Genomic DNA, 16,089 nt, shown 5'->3' with positions numbered 1-16,089 from the left:
AGTGGCCAGATCTCAGCCTCAGGCCCGCCTCAACGTGCGCCGAGCTTGACGCCTTCGATTGCGGAAGCAACATTGGTCTTGTCGACAATCGCCGGGCCGGTCAGAACCGGCTTCGTTGCAATCGCAGTGCCGAACTTCAGGTTGGCGAACAGCATCGAGGTTGCGAGGAATCCCTGCAGATAGGGCTGCTGGTCTATGGCGAAGGTCTGCGTGCCCTTCGAAATGCGATCCAGAACCGAGGCGGACATATCGAAGGTGCCAAGCTGAATCTTGCCGCTCTTGCCCTGCTGATCGATGGAGCTAGCGGCAGCATCCGCGGCCCAGGCGGCGAGCGTGATTACGGCGTCGATCGACGGATCGGCGATCAGCTCGGATTTGATCGCCTCAGAGGTACCATTCATGTCCTGGTCGAGGTTGGCGGGAACACGAAGGATGAAGGTGTCCGCGCCAGCCTTCTTCGCACCGTCCTGAACGCCCTTGCAGCGGGTTTCGAGGTTTACGGCTCCCGGGTTCTGGATGTGGCAGAGGATCTTCTTTGCACCGTGAGATGCGAGATACTTGCCGCCCTCGACGCCCGCCAGGTATTCGTCCGAGCCGAAATAGTTCAGCGAGCCGTAATTATCCATCTCGCCTTGGCCAGCGTTGAAGGAGATGATCACCACGCCCTTGTCGCGCGCAGCCTTGAGGGCAGGCGTTTCGGATTCCGGCAGCCAGTTCGGAATAGCGATACCCTTGGCCCCCTGGGCTACGGCCTGTTCGATCAGCGAAGCGAGATCCGGGCCAAAGTTGTCATAGTTTTGGGTCTGCATGAAGTTGACGGTGCCGCCATTGGCCTTGACCATCAGCGACGCGTCGTCGACGCCCTTCTTGACCATGTTCCAGAAGCCATCTTGAGCCGAACCAACGATGACGGCGATATCCGTGTCAGCCGCATGAGCGCTGGATGCCAGCATGAATGCCATGGCTGCGGTGGCGATTTTCTTGGTGAACGACATGTCGAATTCCTCCTCAGGTTAAAGCCGCATGGCTGCGGCTCGACATATTTTTTTGGCCATGCGGCCGATCCCGGCAGGCACGCGCAGGTCCGCGATCTCAACCAAGCGCCGTTGAGCTCCCTCGTCCAAATTGTGCGCTGGGCCTCCCCCCAAAGCGCTGACGGCTCCTAGATCGCTGAGCGCCGTCAACGCGCAATGAATGCTACGTTGACATCTTTCGGGTCAACATGGATTAATATCGCTTACTAAATTCGTCTCAAATCGTTTCAACAACTTGGCTAAATGACATGTTGTGACATACCTGCAATCATGGAAATGGAAATTTTGACATGAAGAGACCAACCATTCCAGACTTGGCGAGAGCGGCGGCTGTATCCGTGTCAACGGTCAATCGTGTTCTCTCCGAGCCTCAATCGGTCCGCAGCAATACGCGCACGCGCGTTTTGGCAGCCGCTGAGGAAATCGGCTTCTACGGACTTGGCACCATCAAGCAGGCGGCGAAGGCACAAGAGGTGATCCACCGTGTTGGGGTTTTGCTGCAGCGACGAGAGAGACGATTCTATCGCCTACTTGGCGATTCAATAGCGCAAGCCGCGAAAGCTCATCCTGCCGCCAATATAGATCTTGCCGTCGAGTACATGGAAGATCTCACGCCGGAGAAAGTCGCAGCACATATTCAGTCGCTCGGCGCTCGGTGCGAAGCACTTGCGATTGTAGCGCCGCAGCATCCCGCCGTTGCTGACGCGATCGACGCAGTTCTTGAAAGCGGCGTGCCGGTCGTTTCACTTATCGGCCCCCTTACGGCCAAGGGAGGAATCAGCTTTGTCGGGCTCGACAATTGGAAAGTGGGACGCACCGCTGCCTGGGCGTTTGACCGCATGGTGCGACAGCCGGGGAAGATAGGCATTCTTGTGGGCAGCCACCGATTGCGAAACCAGGAAATGAATGAAAGCGGGTTTCGGTCCTACTTCCGTGAACATAATTCGGGATTCACGCTGCTCGAACCGCTACCAACTTACGAGTCGGCTGTGGTTGCCCGTGAACATGTCGAAAAGCTGCTGACAGACCATCCCGATATGTGCGGGCTATTCATCTCGGGGGGTGGTGTTACAGGTGCGATAGCCGCGCTCAGAGCTACTCCGAAACGGGAAGACTTCGTCACCGTAGGCTATGAGCTTTTTGAAGATACGCGGGCTGCTTTGATAGATGGCACAATTTCGCTGATCCTGTCACACCCCATAGAGCGTTTTGCATCTGAGACAATTGCGACTTTGCTGAAAGCGAAGAACGCAAGTCCTGATAACGGAGTATTTAGGATCACATTTCCATTCGATATGTATAGCCCCGAGAGCGTCTGATGAGGACCTCTTAAGTTGGCCATGCAAGTGGCAGGCTGGGGTTCGCCTGCGTCTTCGCGTCCGCCTTGGGGCCGAATCGAAAGGTCCTCAACTATACGATGGACGAACTCTTAACGCCTACACGCCGATGAGGGAAGCCCCGCCGGCACGGCCGAAATCGGGCGCCTGCGCCAAAGTGGTATTTCCATCATTGAAAATTGGTGCGTTTCACAATTGCGCGCTCGGTGACGCGGCCCTTCGCTCGGCAGACAATCATGAACATCGCGATATTGCGAGATTCTCACCAGCACCTAAAAGTGTGGCTCCCCTATGAACATCGTCGCCTTGAAGGGACCGCTGTTTTCGTGTCGCATCCCACATTATCAATGACTTAGGCATCCGATCCAGCATAGTGCGATTTATGGAACTTCGCTTATCGAAGACATTTGAGTTCGCTAGCGGGCAGCCCGAGACGTACCGAGTTGCAGCTGATTCATTCATAATCCCTTCGCTCTTGCAGCTCGCTTGTTCTTGCTGAGGCCCCACAAGGACCGCACTGAAGTTCGCCCGACCAGCTTACAAGGTAGCAGCACCAGTCACGAACCCGCTGACATATGACGATTTCCCTTGTCACATACGTATGAAGCGGGCTGCGTCGAATGCGTTCGGACTGTCTGTAGCGGCGTACTTAGAACGTCGGTTCATGAAGAGGTCGCCACCGCCGGATACCGGCATCAGGCGGTGGCAAGTTCGCCTGCTTCCCGCCATCTGCGCAGCAAAGCGAACAACTCTTCGCGGTCCTTCTCATCAAGACGTGGCACGCCCGGAACGCGGACAGGACCGACATCGAGGCCGGAATAGGTCACGGCCTCCTTGACGACGGTAACGTTTGTTCCGTTGCGGAACTTCGTGCGCATGCGTTCGAAGGGCTCAAGCTTGTTGACGATGGCGCGCGCAGCGGTGAAATCGCCTTTCTCCAAGGCAGCGTGAACGGCAAGCGACAGCTTCGGCGCAACATTGACGAGGCCTGAGGTGAAGCCTCTTGCGCCCGCCGCCGCAAATGTCGGAGCCCAGCTTTCGGCCAGACCGCAGACGAAGAGCGCGCCTTTTGGGTCGGAACTCGCGATCGCCCGCGAAAGCAGCATCAGATCCGTCGTCGCAAACTTGATGCCGACAACGTTGCCGTGACCGGCCAGGCGAACCATGTCTTCGACGCTGAAGCCCTCGGCACGGACATAGGCAACGAGCGGCAGGGGCGAGGCCTCCGCCAGATCGCGGAAATAGTCGATCTGCGAGCCGGGTGCGGCGAAAGGATCCACCGGCTGGTGCGACATGACGGCTGAAGCACCGATCGAGGCAGCATCCTTCGCCATCTGGATCGCCTCGCGCAATGAACGGCCAATCGCCGCCGTCACCGGCGCCTTGCCGTCGACGCCGGATATCGCCGCTTCATGGACGCGGCGGATTTCTTGCGGAGTGAGCGCATAGAACTCGCCGGTATTCCCAGCCGCAACGATGTTGTGAATGCCGGCAGCCGCTACCCGCTGATAGACCTGAGCGGTGACGCGCGGTTCCACCTCGCCACTTCCATCATAGGCCGTGACCGGAACACCGGAGACGCCGGTCAGCACCTGCCGCATGGTTTCAATGCTCATCTTCCTACCCTGACCCTTTATCATCCATCGAGACGCAAACGAGGAGACGTAAAGAAGCCATCACCTCGCCTTCGCCTCATCCAATTCCCTATACGCCCTGGAACATGCGGGCGCGTGCATTCAAGATATGGCGCTTCATGGCATCGTGAGCCTCGGTCTCCTGCCGCGCGAAAATCGCCTGCACGATGACGGCATGCTCATCCTGAACACTGCGGATCTGTTCTGGCGTCCGCTTGAGGCTGAGGCTGCGGGTCACGGAATGACCGATGGCGAAGTGCGGCTTGAACAATTCGCGAGCAGAGACATGGAATTGATTGCCGGTGGCGACCGCAATGGCATCGTGCAGTTCCTGATCTTCTTCAGCGCCAAGTCGGCCCTCGCGAAGACACTGTTCGATTTTTTGAAGCGCTAGTGTGATCCGCTCCTTGTCATCAGCCTGCCAGTTGCGCGCAGCAAGCTCGGCGGCCTCCGCCTCAAGCCCGGCGCGAAATTCGAAAAAGCGCTGGACATCGGCAAGCGATCCTACAGGCACCATTTTCAGGACCGACGAATCCGGCCTTTGCCTGACATAGGAACCCGACCCCTTGCTCGAAACGACCAAACCATCTGCACGCAGCCGCTCCAGAGCGTCGCGCACAACAGGCCGTGACGCGCCGAACATTTCCGCGAGCTTGGCTTCCGCCGGCAACCGCTCGTTCACGGGAAAGGTTCCATCCGCAATCATCGCGACGATCCTCTCATAGATGATGTCGCCGAAGCGCGTCACGCCTACACCGGAATCGTTGGCGACAGAGAGTTTCATCATCATCCTTCGTGAATGGCGGCGCAGGCACAGCGCACCTGCGCGTTCAGAACTACAAAATCTGTAAAAATCTGTCAACTATTGTAATTACCTGAGAATGTAATATGGTCTCGACGCTGCGCCGGATGGGTGCATGGTGACGGGACGGGAGCCTGTTGCATCGGCCGAGGCAGAGCCAGGTCGAGATTAAAACGGGAGGGATTCGATGCGCGATGAAATATTGCCCCGCGGCGTGAGCAGGCGCGCCGTCCTCGGCGGCATGGCGGGAATGGCAGCCCTGTCTGTGGCCGGTCGTGTCAACGCTGCCGATGCAGGTGGCGAGGCGCCCGCCCTGGCTGTGCTCGTCAAAGAAGGCAAGCTGCCGCCGCTGGCCGACCGCTTGCCGAAAAAGCCAATGGTCGTCACCCCTTACGAGAAGGTCGGAACCTATGGCGGCACGTTACGGCGTGGCCTGCGCGGCTCGTCCGACCATAATGGCATTCTGCGCATGGTGGGCAATCAGAGCCTGGTGCGCTGGAACCTCGAGTTTACTCAGGTCCTGCCGAACCTCGCCGAACGCTGGGACGTCAATGCCGACGCTTCGCAATTCACCTTCTATCTCATTCAAGGCGCTCGCTGGTCCGACGGCCATCCCTTTACGGCCGACGACGTCGTTTTCGCTATCGAAGACTGTGTCAAGAATACCGATCTCTATAGCGCGGCGCCGGCGCAACTGTCCGTCGCCGGCAAGGCCGTCAGTGTCACGAAGATCGACGACTATACGGTGAAATTCACCTTTGCCGCTCCAAACGCGCTTTATCTGGAAAATCTCGCAACCCCGCTCGGCCAGCACCCGACGCTGTTTCCGAAGCACTATTGCAGCCAGTTCCTGCCTAAATACAATCCGAACGTCGCCGAGGATGCGAAGAAGGCCGGCGTCAGCAATTGGCCCGAACTCTTCCGCGCCCGCTGCGGCGACATCGAAATCCCCTCGCGGTGGGGCAATCCCGACAAACCGACGCTCGATCCCTGGGTCGTCAAGGAACCCTATACCGGCGGTGCAACCCGCGTCGTCATGACGCGCAACCCATACTTCTGGCAGGTCGATACATCAGGAACCAGCTTCCCTATGTCGACGAGATCAATTTCGGCATCTCGCAGGATGTGGAATCGCTGATGCTGAATGTCATCTCCGGCAAGATCGATATTCAAGAGCGCCATATCAGCGTACTCGCCAACAAGCCGACGCTTTCGCAGAACATGAAGAAGGGCGACTATCGCCTTCTAACTCTTATTCCTTCCACCTCGCAGCAATGCCAGATCTACTTCAACATCACCCATAAAGATCCGGCCATGCGCAAGATGTTTGCCGACAAGTCGATCCGGCAGGCGCTCTCGCTCGGTATCAACCGGCAGGAGATCATCGACATCGTCTACTTCGGCCAGAGCCAACCCTACCAGGCCGGGCCGCGTCCGGAGCATCCCTGGTACAACGAGAAATATGCCCGCCAGTTCACCGACTATGATCCGGACAAGGCCGGCGCGATGCTGGACCAGGCCGGTTATGGCAAGAAGGATGCGAACGGCTTCCGGCTCCGGCCGGATGGTCAGAAGATGTTCTTCACCGTCGATGTCATTCCGACCCTCTATCCCGATCTGGTCGATGCTCTCGAGCTGGTGAAGGCACATTGGGCACAGATCGGCGTCGACATGAAAGTCAACACGATCGAGCGGGCGCTTTACTATACGCGCGGCGACGACAACGCCCATGATGCCCAGGTCTGGCCAGGCCCCGGTGGCCTCGATCCGATGCTCGACCCGCGCGACTTCTTCGCTTTCCACCCGCAAGGCTCGCGCTACGCAATCCCATGGTCGGTCTGGTACACCTCGAACGGCAAGCAGGGCGAGGAACCACCGGAAAGCCAAAAGAAGCGTATGAAACTTTTCGATGAGGCGCGCTCGACGGCCGATCTCGACAAGCGCGGCGCGGTCATGAAGCAGATTTTTGATATCGCCGCCGAAGAATTTGAAACCGTTGGCCTTTGCCTCGCCGTCGGCGGCTTCGGCATCATCCGCAACAATCTGCGCAATGTTCCCGAAAAGCAGCCGGACAGCTGGTCGTGGCCCAATCCGGGACCGGCCATGCCGCAGCAATTCTTCTTTACCAGCTGATCACACCGATCCGGCGCCGCCTTGCATGGGCGGCGCTTTCCATCATGCGGAGCTGCCCGCGGCAGCGCTCACTGCGAGAAACAGCCATGCTGGTCTTCATCGGTAAACGCCTTTTATGGATGATCCCATCCCTTTTTGCCGTCAGCTTCCTGGCCTTCGTGCTGATCCAGCTGCCTCCCGGCGACTATGTGACGACGTATATCGCCACGCTCGCCTCTTCGAATGAGGTGGTCGATCAGAACACGGCCGCGCAGCTACGCGAGCGCTTCGGCCTCGATCAGCCGATGCTCATCCAATATCTGAAATGGATGTGGGGCATTCTTTCGCGCGGCGATTTCGGTATCTCATTTGAATGGCAACAGCCGGTCTCCGGCCTTATCTGGGAGCGCATGGCGCTGACGCTCATTCTGGCGCTTGCGGCGCTGATTGCCACCTGGGCGATCGCGCTGCCGATCGGCGTCTATTCCGCCGTCAAGAAATACTCGATCGGCGATTATCTCTTTACCGCCTTCACCTTTCTCGGACTTGCCATTCCCTCCTTCCTGCTCGCGCTGGTGCTGATGTATGTCGCCGCGGTCGAGTTCGGCCAGGATGTCGGCGGCCTGTTTTCCTCTCAGTTCGAGACGGCACCCTGGAGTATCGCCAAGACGGTGGATCTCCTGTCGCATTTGTGGCTGCCGGTCGTCATCCTTGCAGTTTCATCGACCGCAAGCCTCATCCGCGTCATGCGCGCCAATATGCTGGACGAGCTGCCCAAACCCTATGTGACGACGGCACGGGCAAAAGGCCTCTCCGAGTTCCGGCTGCTGGTCAAATATCCGCTGCGCATTGCCCTCAATCCGTTTATTTCCACCATCGCCTGGCTGCTGCCCAATCTCATTTCCGGGTCGGTCGTCGTGGCGATCGTCCTCAACCTGCCAACGGCGGCGCCCTTGCTGCTGCAGGCGCTGATGGCACAGGACATGTATCTCGCCGGCGCTTTCGTGCTGCTGATCTGCGCGCTCACGCTGATCGGGTCACTCATCAGCGACATTCTGCTTGCCCTCGTCGATCCCCGCATCCGGTTGGAATAGGAGCAGCCCATGGCCGATATCGCCGTCACAACCCTGCGCCCCGACCGCGCCGCCGTCGCCTCGCAATGGCAGCTGATCTGGTGGGCCTTCCGCCGCCACAAGCTTGCCATGGTTGCGCTTGTCGTCACCGTGATGATGTATATCGTCGCGATCGTGCCAGGCTTCTTTGCCATAAACGATCCCAATCAGCAAAACGCGCGCGCAACCTTCCACCCGCCGCAAAGGGTGCATTTATTTGACACGGATAACTGCTTTTCCCTCGGGCTTCACTATTATCCGCTGAAGCTAACCCGCGATCCGGAGACACTTGCACCGATCTTCAAGGAGGATACGACGAAGCCCGTCTCCATCAGCCTGTTCGGGAGAGGCTATGAGTATTCCGTGCTCGGGCTCTTCACGAGCAACATCCATCTCTTGGCATCTTCCGACAAGTCGACGCCTCTTCTTCTGTTCGGCGCAGACCGACTCGGGCGCGACGTCTTCAGCCGCACCGTTCAGGGCTCACAGATTTCGCTGTCGATCGGCCTCGTCGGCGTCTTCTTTTCGCTTCTGCTCGGTATCGTTCTTGGTGGGGTTTCGGGCTATTACGGTGGAAAGCTCGACTTTTTCATCCAGCGCCTGATCGATTTCGTACTGTCGCTGCCCACCATCCCCATCTGGCTCGCCATGGCGGCAGCGCTGCCGCAAGGCTGGCCGGCGGCACTGCAATATATGATGATCACGATCATCCTGTCCTTGACCGGCTGGGCTCAGCTTGCCCGCGTCGTACGCGGCCGCTTCCTATCGCTGCGGACGGAAGAATTCGTCGCCGCCGCAAGGCTCGATGGCGCCAGCGAGGGGCGCATCATCTTCCGCCACATGCTGCCGAGTTTTGCCAGCCACATCATCGCTTCCATCACGCTTGCCGTGCCGGCGATGATTCTGGCCGAGACGTCGCTTTCCTTCCTCGGGCTCGGCCTCCAGCCGCCGACCATCTCCTGGGGGGTGCTGCTGCGCGAGGCGCAAAACATCCGCTCGATCGCAACGGCACCGTGGCTCTTCCTGCCGGGTGTCGCCGTCGTCATCGCCGTCATGGCGTTGAACCTTCTCGGCGACGGCCTGCGCGACGCGGCCGATCCCTACAACAAATGAGGCGGGAATGACCGATATCGTTTCCATGAACACCGCTCGCCCGCTGCTGCAGGTCAAGAATCTCACCGTCGACTTCCCGTTGCGAACCGGCACCTTTCGCGCGGTCGACAATCTCTCCTTCGCCATCGAGCCGGGAAAGACACTCTGCGTCGTCGGGGAGAGCGGATCCGGCAAATCGGTCACCGCGCGCTCTATCCTGCAGATCGTCGACGCCCCCGGCAGCATCACCGGCGGCTCGATCATTCTCAACGGCACCGGCGGCAGTTCGGTCGATCTCGCCAAGCTCAATCCGCGCGGGCGGCAGATCAGATCCATCCGCGGGCGCGATATCGCCATGATCTTCCAGGAGCCGATGGCCTCGCTCTCGCCGGTCCACACGGTCGGCGACCAGATCATGGAGGCGCTGCGTCTTCACACGCGCATGAGCAAGGCGGAAGCACGCGCCGAGGCGATCTCGCTTCTAAAGCAGGTGGAAATCCCCTTTCCGGAAAAAGCCATAGACCGCTACGCCTTTCAATATTCGGGCGGCATGCGCCAGCGCGCCATGATCGCCATGGCGCTCGCCTGCAAGCCGCAGCTGCTGATCGCCGACGAACCGACAACGGCGCTCGACGTGACGACACAAGCCGAAATCCTCGATCTCATTGCCCGGCTGCAGAAGGCCACCGGCATGGCGGTGCTGTTCATCACCCACGACATGGGTGTGGTCGCACAGATCGCCGACGACGTGCTCGTCATGCACAATGGCGTGGTCAAGGAACATGGTCCGGTCGAGCAGATCTTCCATGCTCCGAAAGACGACTATACTCGCATGTTGATCGGTTCCGTGCTGAAGCTCGAAAGGAAGGCGGAAATCCGTCTGGCGCGACCGCCGCTCGATAAAGGCGCGGCGCCGATCCTCGAATTGCGCAATGTCTCGATGGCCTTCGGCGAGGTCCGCGCCCTCGATGATGTCTCGATCTCGCTCTTGCCGCGCGAGACGCTCGGCATCGTCGGCGAGAGCGGGTCCGGCAAAACGACAATGGGTCGCTCGATCATGCGCCTTATCGATCCGAGTGCAGGCGAAATCCTCTATCGCCGCGCCGATGGCGATATCACCGACTTGGCAAGCGCAAAGGGGCCGTCCCTTGCGGCAGCACGCCGCGAATTGCGCATGGTGTTTCAGGACCCGTTCGGCTCGCTCAATCCGCGCATGACCGTCTCGCAGATCATCGGCGAGCCATTGCTCGTCAACGGCATTGCCAAGGGCCGCGCGCTCGACGAGCGCGTCTGCCATCTGATGGAGCAGGTCGGGCTCGATCCAAGGGCGCGCGAGCGCTATCCTCATGCCTTCTCCGGCGGCCAGCGCCAGCGCATCGGCATTGCCCGCGCCATCACGCTTAATCCGCGCGTGATCGTCGCTGACGAGGCGACATCGGCTCTCGATGTCTCCGTGCGCTCACAGGTGCTCGATCTTCTGATGCGCCTGCAGGACGAGCTTGGCCTCGCCTATATCTTCATCAGCCATGATATCGGCGTCATCCGCTACATGTGCGACCGTGTCGGCGTCATGTACAAGGGGCGCCTGGTCGAGGTTGGCGACGCCGACAAGGTCTGCAATTCACCCGACCACGCCTATACGCAAGCACTGATTTCGGCGATCCCGCGCCCCGACCCTCGCGATCGCGATCGCTCGCGACGCTTTCGCTATGTCGAGCCGGAAACCGTGAAGAACGGAAGCGCTGCGTGATGGCCTTATTCAACCAGGCCGGAACGCTTATTTGCCGCGCTCGGATTTCGCCGCAGCACGGCAAGGATCTCCCCACCTGCGGCACCTCCCATGCCGCATTTATAACCACCGATAGAAGGAAGTAAGATGAAGATCGACCGCATGCGGGTATTCATGACCCGCGACAAGGATCGCCCGCGCGTCATCGTGGCGCTGGACACCGACGACGGATTGACCGGCTGGGGCGAGTGCTACAATCACGGCCCGGATTTGGCGCTGCCGCCGATCCTCGACTATCTCTATGGCTTCATCGGCGGCCAGGATCCGAGCCGCATCGACTATCTCATCAACCTCTTGATCCAGCAGAGCCGCTTCCCGCCGGGCGCGCTTGGCCTTTCGGCGATCTCCGCGCTCGACCATTGCCTTTGGGATCTCTCGGCAAAGGCTCTCAATGTCCCGGTCTACAAGCTGCTCGGCGGTGCGGTGCGCGATCGCATCAAGGTCTATGCCGGCGTTTACACCGCGCCGGACGCGCCGGCGGCCCGCGACGAGCTCGATCGACTGAACGCCGAATGGGGTTTTACCGCCTTCAAGCTCAGCCCTTGGCGCATCGACATGCACGCCCATCGCTGGGGCAATGTCGTGAAGGCATCGGCTGACTATTTTCGCTCGCTGCGCGAGACCGTGCGCGACGATTATGAGATCGCCTTCGACGCCCATGCCAAGATCTTCGAGCCGATCGCCGCCCGCCAGCTTGGCAATGCGCTGGCGCCCTATGACCCGCTCTTCTACGAGGAGCCGCTGCGTCCGGAAAACATCGAGATGTGGGGCGAACTGAAACAGGGCCTCAATTGTGTGCTCGCGACCGGCGAGTCCCTCTATAACCGCAACGAGTTCCTGCGTCTGCTGCAGGTCAAGGGCGCCGACCTCATCCAGCCGGATATCTGCGTGGTCGGCGGCATCAGCGAGATGCGGCGCATCGCGACGATCGCCGAAGCGCATTTCGTCGGCGTCGCTCCACACAACCCGATGGGGCCGCTCGCGACCGCCGTCAATGTGCACTTCTCCGCCGCCGCGCAGAACTTCAAGATCCTCGAATACCGGCTGCCGAAAGGCCAAGCCTATGTCTATGGCGGCAACGAGGTCGAGCAGCGGCAAGGGGAGACCCGCTATGTCGTCGATCCCTATCTGCCGAAGGACGGCTATCTCGAGCTGAGGCCGGACCGGCCCGGCTGGGGCGTCGACATGGATGAGAAGGCCATGGAAGAGGAAGGCTATATTCATTGGCAGCGGCGCGTGCCGAAGCGTCCGGATGGTTCGTATGCCTTTGCGTGAGCTTGACATCAGCGTCACCTGAAAAATCGGGGCGGCCATTGGGGCGCCCCTCTTTGGTCGATGCCTTTAAAAGTATGAGCGCAATCATTTCACGCGTGCTGCGCCTGAATTGCCGAGATCTTCCGGACGCGGTATGCGCGGCACTATGCGCCCGATCACAAGAACCAGCAGCACCGCGATCACAAGGCAGGCAGCCAGGAAGAACATCGATGCGATCGTGCTGCCCGTCGCATCCTTGATCCAGGGCACGACATTCTAGACGATGAAGCCGCCGAGATTGCCGACCGAATTGATAGCAGCAAGACCCGCGGCAGCCCCTTTCCCTGCAGGAAGCGCGACGGCAAGCTCCAGAACACCGGCTGGCCCGCGAAAATGCCGGCTGCCGCGATGGAGGGGAAGATGCACGGATGCGTTGCTATCCGTGCACTGTGTCGAGCGATCACATTATTAGCACTGCGCTTAAGCGCATAAGAGGCAGAGCGCACCGGATTGCAGTAGCGCTGCGTTGCCACCGCCGGCGACTGTTTGAGACTTTACGCTGCCCTGATCTTCGTCTCTGCATCGCGATCACGGTAAGCGATCAGATCCTCAATGGTGATAAGATGGAGGCCATGCCGCTCGGCGAACACTTCAAGGTCGGGAAGGCGCGCCATGGTACCATCGTCTTTAGCGACCTCGCAGATGACTCCGGACGCGGAAAGGCCAGCAAGCCGGGCAAGATCGACAGCAGCCTCAGTGTGCCCCGGCCTTCCGAGTACACCTTCGGGATGAGCGCGCAACGGGAAGATATGGCCGGGTCGGGCGAAGTCCTCAGGACGCGCACCCTTCGTCACCAAGGCGCGGACGGTCGCAGCGCGGTCAGCCGCCGAGATGCCCGTTGTCGTCTCAGGGATATAGTCGACCGAAACGGTGAAAGCGGTCTTCAGCATCTCGGTGTTGTTAGGCACCATCAAGGGAATGTCGAGTTCGTCCAGCCGCTCGCCTTCCATCGGCACGCAGATCAGACCGCGCGCATGGTTCATCATGAACGCGATGGCCTCCGGCGTGATCAATTCCGATGCGACGAGCAGATCCCCTTCATTTTCTCTGTCGCGGTCATCGACCACAACCACGATTTCACCACGGCCGATCGCGGCGATCGCATCTTCAATTCGGGAAATTGCCATTTCAATGCCTTTCAAGGGTTAACCGCTTTAGCGGCCGCATGACCAATGACGGCCACAAATATCCCTTGGGCGAACAGGCGTAGGAACGTCGCAACCCGCGACGCCCGCTGCATGCTCTCTTCCATCCGGACTATACCGTCGGCCCCGGCCTCTCACCGGATCTGCTGACCTTCCGTTCGCGGAAGCGCTCGCGGGCTCCGGGTTTCCCCGATACCGCCGGTGGGGAATTGCACCCCGCCCTGAGAACAAATCTAACATAAGGGACCGGACCTCATCTTTGCAAGAGGGCCACGCCACCTTCCAACTTCCGAACCTTGCGATGCGATCGAACACACCGTTCTGGAATAGTGAATTACGACATGATCAGTCCGCCGTCGACGTTAATGGTCTGGCCGGTAATATAGGCAGCATCGTCGCTCGCAAGGAAGGTCACGAGGCCGGCCACGTCTTCGCCGGAGCCTGCGCGCTTCATCGGAATGCCTTCGACCCATTCTTTCATCAGTTCGCCGGGGCCGTAGTTGCCGAGCAGCTTGCCCCAAGCCTGGTCGTTATAGGCCCACATGTCGGTTTCGATGATGCCTGGGCAGAAAGCGTTGACAGTGATTTTCTGCGTGGCAACTTCCTTGGCGAGGCTCTGGGTGATGCCGACGACGCCCATTTTTGATGCGGCATAGTGCGGCGTATAGATGAAGCCGGCGCGAGCCTGCCCGGACGCTGTATTGATGATGCGGCCACCGCGACCATGCTTGCGCATCCGGGCGATCGCTTCCTGGGCGCAGAGAAATACGCCCTTCGTGTTGACGGCCATTACCTTGTCCCACTCCCCTTCGGTCATGTCCTCGATCTTGGCGATGGTGATGACACCGGCGTTCTGGATGGAAACGTCTACTGTGCCAAAGGCCTGTTCCGCTGCGTCATAGAGCGCGATGACGCTTGACTTGTCGGTAACGTCGCCGACGAAGGGGATCGCCTTGCCGCCGTCTGCCTTGATCTGCTCGGCAACTGCATGAACGCTGTCTTCGTTGGCAGAGACAACGAGGTTCGCGCCCTCGCAGGCAAAGCGTTTGGCAATCGCGGCACCGATGCCACGGCTTGCGCCGGTTATGACCACCGTCTTGTTTTCGAAGCGTTGCATTCTCTTTTCCTTCCAGGATGCGGCTGTACGCGCTCCTCAACCGGAGTGCCCGCTCAAATTCACGTGGCTGCCAGAACAATCTCGGCGAAGTCCGACGCATTCAACGAGGCGCCGCCGACCAGAGCGCCATCCACATTGCGCAATCCGAAAATCGCCGCAGCATTGACGCCTTTGACGGAGCCGCCATAGAGGATCCTAACGGCACCGCCATCGTGTCCGAAACGCTGCTCGAGCCCCTTGCGAATGGTGGCATGGACCTCTTCGATCTGTTCATGCGTCGGCACCAGACCGGTCCCGATCGCCCAGACGGGTTCGTAGGCGATGACGAGGTTGCGGCTGTCGGTTTCACCCGGGACGGACCCCGCCAATTGCTCGTTTACCACTTCGATTGCCCGCCCTTCGTCGCGCTCGTGGCGCGTCTCGCCGATGCAGACGATGGTCGTCAGACCAGCGCGATGGGCGGCTCTTACCTTTGCAAGCACAATCTCGTCATCCTCGCCGTGAGAGACACGACGCTCGGAATGCCCGAGGATAATGTAGCGCGCGCCGCTGTCGGCGAGCATTTCGGCAGAAACATCGCCAGTGAAGGCTCCGTTCGCCTGCGCGTGGCAATCCTGCGCTCCGACCGAAAGGGGCGAGCCAACGGCCTGCCGAACAGCGCGGTCAATCAGCGTAAAGGGCGGGCAGACGACGATATCGCAGGCCGCACTACCCGTTAGCCCCTTCAGCGCCTCGATCTCTGCCAGGGAGGAAACGAGACCGTTCATTTTCCAATTGCCCGCAATCAGCTTTCGCATGGCATCACCAGCAGCAGAAGCCGCCGTCGACGAGCAGGTCGACGCCCGTCACGAAGCTTGCGGCCTCGGACAACAAGAAGACTGCCGGACCGACCATTTCATTGACGGATGCCATGCGCTGCATCGGAGTCTGCTCTTCGAAGAGCTTCGTCTGATGAATCATTTCAGGCCGCGTATTCATCGGCGTTGCCGTATAGCCGGGCGATATGGTGTTGACGCGGATGCCGCGGTCGACCCACTCCATGGCAAACGACTTCGACAGGTGGATCACACCTGCCTTGGACGCATTGTAATGCGCCTGGCTGAGCCCCCGGTTGACGATGACGCCGGACATGGAGGCGATGTTGACGATCGAGCCGCGGCCATTCTTCAGCATGGCGCGCGCTTCTGCCTGGCAAGACAGGAAGATGCCTTTCAGGTTGACGTCCATCAACGCCTGATATTGGTCTTCTTCCATTTCCTCGGCCGGGTTTGCGTTGGCGATGCCCGCCGCGTTCACAGCCAGCGAAAGAGGTCCGAGCTCAGCTTCGGTTCGGGCCACCGCATTGGCGAGCGATCCCTTGTTCGTGACGTCAGCGGCAATTTCGATCGAGCGACGGCCGGCAGCTCTGATGTGGCCTGCGGTTGTCGCTAAGCCGTCATCGCTGCGACGATCGAGAAGTGCGACGTCGGCGCCGCATTGCGCAAGGCCGATGGCGATACGTTGGCCGATACCGCTGCCGGCGCCGGTAACGATAGCCACCTGGCCGCTGAGATCGAATAGTTTCGGTGCATTGAGAGTGACGTCCGACACCGCTCTTCCTT

Annotated in this window: 12 protein-coding genes, 2 pseudogenes and 1 riboswitch; of the genes and pseudogenes, 6 read left to right on the top strand and 8 right to left on the bottom strand. The window is 59.8% G+C overall.

Features of this window, described 5'->3' with window-relative positions; all coding sequences use genetic code 11:
- Positions 1 to 29: 29 nt before the first annotated feature.
- Positions 30 to 995, bottom strand: coding sequence for a substrate-binding domain-containing protein (locus ACK83U_RS19700; protein ID WP_112611076.1), 966 nt, complete (start codon positions 993 to 995; stop codon positions 30 to 32).
- Positions 996 to 1,324: 329 nt separating this feature from the next.
- On the opposite strand from ACK83U_RS19700, the gene ACK83U_RS19695 reads away from it, so the two are divergent.
- Positions 1,325 to 2,353, top strand: coding sequence for a LacI family DNA-binding transcriptional regulator (locus ACK83U_RS19695; protein WP_112611078.1), 1,029 nt, complete (start codon positions 1,325 to 1,327; stop codon positions 2,351 to 2,353).
- A gap of 713 nt (positions 2,354 to 3,066) precedes the next feature.
- On the opposite strand, the gene ACK83U_RS19690 is transcribed toward ACK83U_RS19695, so the two are convergent.
- Entirely contained in the window at positions 3,067 to 3,987 is a 921-nt protein-coding gene (locus tag ACK83U_RS19690) for a dihydrodipicolinate synthase family protein (RefSeq protein ID WP_412474969.1), read from the bottom strand.
- An 88-nt stretch (positions 3,988 to 4,075) separates the two neighbouring features.
- Positions 4,076 to 4,789 (bottom strand): FadR/GntR family transcriptional regulator, encoded by a 714-nt coding sequence (locus tag ACK83U_RS19685; RefSeq protein WP_112604069.1) that lies wholly within the window; start codon positions 4,787 to 4,789, stop codon positions 4,076 to 4,078.
- A 205-nt stretch (positions 4,790 to 4,994) separates the two neighbouring features.
- Here ACK83U_RS19685 and ACK83U_RS19680 point away from each other — a divergent pair.
- The 5 genes and pseudogenes from ACK83U_RS19680 (at position 4,995) to ACK83U_RS19660 (ending at position 12,187) form a co-directional block, all read left to right on the top strand.
- Positions 4,995 to 6,940, top strand: a pseudogene (locus tag ACK83U_RS19680) (ABC transporter substrate-binding protein).
- An 86-nt stretch (positions 6,941 to 7,026) separates the two neighbouring features.
- Entirely contained in the window at positions 7,027 to 8,013 is a 987-nt protein-coding gene (locus ACK83U_RS19675) for an ABC transporter permease (protein WP_112609697.1), read from the top strand.
- A gap of 9 nt (positions 8,014 to 8,022) precedes the next feature.
- The gene (locus ACK83U_RS19670; protein WP_112609693.1) at positions 8,023 to 9,144 is read left to right on the top strand and encodes an ABC transporter permease; all 1,122 of its coding nucleotides are present in this window, start codon (positions 8,023 to 8,025) and stop codon (positions 9,142 to 9,144) included.
- A gap of 7 nt (positions 9,145 to 9,151) precedes the next feature.
- A complete protein-coding gene (locus tag ACK83U_RS19665) occupies positions 9,152 to 10,873 on the top strand; it encodes an ABC transporter ATP-binding protein (RefSeq protein WP_112609691.1) in 1,722 nt (573 codons plus the stop codon).
- Between the two features lie 126 nt (positions 10,874 to 10,999).
- On the top strand, positions 11,000 to 12,187 hold the full coding sequence (locus ACK83U_RS19660) for a galactarate dehydratase (protein ID WP_112609689.1): 1,188 nt from the start codon (positions 11,000 to 11,002) through the stop codon (positions 12,185 to 12,187).
- An 84-nt stretch (positions 12,188 to 12,271) separates the two neighbouring features.
- Here ACK83U_RS19660 and ACK83U_RS19655 read toward each other — a convergent pair.
- The 5 genes and pseudogenes from ACK83U_RS19655 to ACK83U_RS19635 all read right to left on the bottom strand — a co-directional run.
- Positions 12,272 to 12,615: pseudogene (locus tag ACK83U_RS19655) on the bottom strand (MFS transporter); the annotation flags it as partial.
- A gap of 105 nt (positions 12,616 to 12,720) precedes the next feature.
- Positions 12,721 to 13,353, bottom strand: coding sequence for a 3,4-dihydroxy-2-butanone-4-phosphate synthase (ribB, locus tag ACK83U_RS19650; RefSeq protein WP_112609687.1), 633 nt, complete (start codon positions 13,351 to 13,353; stop codon positions 12,721 to 12,723).
- A 109-nt stretch (positions 13,354 to 13,462) separates the two neighbouring features.
- A riboswitch (FMN riboswitch) is annotated at positions 13,463 to 13,604 on the bottom strand.
- Positions 13,605 to 13,705: 101 nt separating this feature from the next.
- Positions 13,706 to 14,488, bottom strand: a complete 783-nt coding sequence (locus ACK83U_RS19645; RefSeq protein ID WP_112609685.1) for a glucose 1-dehydrogenase — start codon at positions 14,486 to 14,488, stop codon at positions 13,706 to 13,708.
- A gap of 59 nt (positions 14,489 to 14,547) precedes the next feature.
- Complete coding sequence (gene tpiA, locus ACK83U_RS19640) at positions 14,548 to 15,285, bottom strand: triose-phosphate isomerase (protein ID WP_112609683.1); 738 nt, start codon at positions 15,283 to 15,285, stop codon at positions 14,548 to 14,550.
- Between the two features lie 4 nt (positions 15,286 to 15,289).
- On the bottom strand, positions 15,290 to 16,078 hold the full coding sequence (locus ACK83U_RS19635) for an SDR family oxidoreductase (protein ID WP_112413063.1): 789 nt from the start codon (positions 16,076 to 16,078) through the stop codon (positions 15,290 to 15,292).
- Between the last annotated feature and the right edge of the window lie 11 nt (positions 16,079 to 16,089).

The organism is Rhizobium sp. WW22 (assembly GCF_047041135.1).
Lineage (GTDB): Bacteria > Pseudomonadota > Alphaproteobacteria > Rhizobiales > Rhizobiaceae > Rhizobium.
This window is presented reverse-complemented; position numbering and strand designations above follow the sequence as displayed.